A 2,729-nucleotide genomic window follows, 5' to 3' on the forward strand; every position below is an offset into this window, starting at 1 on the left:
GTTCAAGGAGTAGCGGCGTGGCACGCTACCGAGGAGTCCCTGGAAAACCTCATCGAGAACGCCTGCACAGGGCGCCACCGTGGCAACAGAATGGCAACAACCGCTGCCGACAAGACTCGCGCTGACGTGTCCGCGGTGGCTGTGACGATCGCATCGGCGACGATCCGCTGCTGCTCCGCGGCGACGGCGGCGAACAGCAGCGGCTTCGACGTGTAGTGGTGATAGACGGCTCCACGGGTCACCGCAGATGCGCGGGCGATCTCGTCGACGGACGCTGCCCCGTATCCCTGCGCGGCGAAGTGGGACGCGGCGGTCTCGAGAATGCGTCGTGCAGTCTCGGCGGCGTCGGCCGCGGATGCTCGGGCCATGGTCTTCCTTTACATGCAGGTTGTATGTATCCTAGTCCCGCCAGATACAAACACAGTGTACGTAAGAGGGGCAGTCATGCAGATCACGAGCTTCTATCCGGTGCTGATGGTGGACGATGTCGCCACCGCCGCGCGCTTCTATCGCGAGGAGCTCGGCTTCGAGCTGGTGTTCGAGGCTGACTGGTACGTGAGCCTGCGCATCGACGGTGGTGAGCTCGCGATCCTCGACCGGGCGCACGAGACGATTCCGGAGGGCTTCCGCGAGCCCGTGCGCGGTCTGCTGCTGAACGTCGAGGTGCCGGATGCGGCTTCCGAACATGCGCGACTGGTGGGGGAGCAGGGTCTTCCCGAGCGACTGCCCCTTCGAGACGAGGCCTTCGGGCAGCGACACTTCATCATCGAGGCGCCCGGCGGCGTGTTGATCGACGTGATCGAGCCGATCGAGCCGTCGCCGGAGTTCGCGGCCGCCTACGCCTGAGCCTCGAGAGGTAGCCGTCTTCGTCAGATGCATGACTTCTCGACGGATGCATGACTGCTCGGGGCGTGTGCTCCTGCATCCGGCGGATGCTCATGCATGTGACGGCCGCGGCGGATGGAGGCACGAGAGAGGGGCGGGTGCCGCAGCACCCGCCCCTCTCGTGATCTCGAATCGGTGTCAGATTCCGACGCCGAAGAGGGCCTCGATCGGACCTCGGGCGAAGAAGATCAGGAAGCCGGCACCCACGACCCACAGCAGCGGGCTGATGGTCTTGGCCTTGCCCGAGAACGCGTGGATGAGCACCCAGCTGACGAAGCCCGCACCGATGCCGTTCGCGATCGAGTAGGTCAGAGGCATGACCGAGACGGTGAGGAACACCGGCAGCAGCACGCGGAAGTCGCTGAAGTCGATGTAGCGGATCTGCGCCATCATCATTGCGCCGACGATGATCAGCGCCGCTGCGGCGATCTCGGTCGGGACGATCGAGGTCAACGGGGTCAGGAACATCGCGATCAGGAACACCACGCCGGTCACGACGTTCGCGAGACCCGTGCGGGCGCCCTCGCCGATGCCGGCGCCCGACTCGATGAAGACCGTGCTCGAGGAGGAGGAGGTCGCACCACCGGCGATCGCACCGACGCCCTCGACCACCAGCGCCGACTTGATGCGCGGGAAGTCCCCGTTGTCGTCGGCGAGGTTCGCCTCCTTCGCGAGGCCCGTCATGGTGCCCATCGCGTCGAAGAAGTTCGTGAACAGCAGTGTGAAGACGATCATCACGATCGCGACGAGGCTGACCTTGCTGAGGTCGAAGCTGAAGTCGACGGCGCCGATCAGGCTGAGGTCGGGAACGCCGACGGGAGAGCCGCTGAGCGCAGGTACCGTGAGGCCCCAGCCGCCGGGGTTCACCACGTTGCCCTCGTCGTCGAAGCCGCGGGCGCCGATGTGCCAGATCGCCTCGACGATGACCGCGAGCACGGTGCCGCCGATGAGGCCGATCAGCATGCCGCCCTTGATCTTGAGAGCGACGAGGATGCCGGTGAGCAGCAGCGTGATCACGAACAGCAAGGTCGGCACGGTCGCGACCGAGCCGTTCACACCGAGGCCGACCGGGGGAGACGAGGCGCCGGTCGCGGTGACGAAGCCCGAGTTGACGAAGCCGATGAAGGCGATGAACAGGCCGATGCCGACCGTGATGGCGATCTTCAGCTGGAAGGGGACGGCGTCGAAGATCGCCTTGCGCAGCCCGGTGGCGGCGAGCAGCACGATGACGACACCGTTGATCATGACGAGTGCCATGGCCTCGGGCCAGGTCACCTGGCCGACGACCGAGAACGCGACGAAGGCGTTGATGCCGAGTCCTGCGGCGAAGCCGAACGGCAGGCGCGTGACGAGCCCGAACAGGATCGTCATCACGCCGGCGGTCAGGGCGGTGGCGGCGCCCACGGCGTTGAAGCTGAGCATGTCTCCGGCGACGTCGGGCTTGCCGGAGAGGATGATCGGGTTGAGGATCACGATGTAGGCCATCGTGACGAACGTCACCAGACCCCCTCGGATCTCGGTGCCGATCGTGGATCCGCGCTTGCTGATCTCGAAGAAGCGGTCCAGGGAGTTCTTGGGCTCGGTGGATGCCGGGGCGGGCGGGGCAGTTGTCATCGGGAAACCTCCGGAGAAACGTTATCGTGTCGCCGACCTCACGCGCGCCCCCGGGGCTTCGTCGGCAACTCGTCGTAGTCTCGAAACGCTATGCAACGCCTCCTCGTCGCGCTCCTCGCCGCCTTCGACGCCGCCATCGCCGCGGCGGTCGGTCTCGTCGTGCTGCTCGCGCCGCTGACGCTGCTGTGGACGCTCGCCTTCGGCATCACAGCCGACTGGGGCGCGCTCTG

Annotated in this window: 3 protein-coding genes; 1 reads left to right on the forward strand and 2 read right to left on the reverse strand. The window is 66.1% G+C overall.

The genetic code is table 11. The annotated features are described in order from the left end of the window. Positions 1–2: 2 nt before the first annotated feature. Positions 3–368, reverse strand: coding sequence for a TetR family transcriptional regulator (locus KZA10_RS11680; protein WP_256934773.1), 366 nt, complete (start codon positions 366–368; stop codon positions 3–5). A 76-nt stretch (positions 369–444) separates the two neighbouring features. On the opposite strand from KZA10_RS11680, the gene KZA10_RS11685 reads away from it, so the two are divergent. Further along, positions 445–846 (forward strand): VOC family protein, encoded by a 402-nt coding sequence (locus KZA10_RS11685; protein ID WP_218682966.1) that lies wholly within the window; start codon positions 445–447, stop codon positions 844–846. 177 nt (positions 847–1,023) lie between these two features. On the opposite strand, the gene KZA10_RS11690 is transcribed toward KZA10_RS11685, so the two are convergent. After that, a complete protein-coding gene (locus tag KZA10_RS11690; protein WP_055870506.1) occupies positions 1,024–2,499 on the reverse strand; it encodes an NCS2 family permease in 1,476 nt (491 codons plus the stop codon). Positions 2,500–2,729: the final 230 nt, after the last annotated feature.

The sequence above is a fragment of the Microbacterium sp. BF1 genome, assembly GCF_019279095.1.
Taxonomy (GTDB): Bacteria; Actinomycetota; Actinomycetes; order Actinomycetales; family Microbacteriaceae; genus Microbacterium; species Microbacterium maritypicum.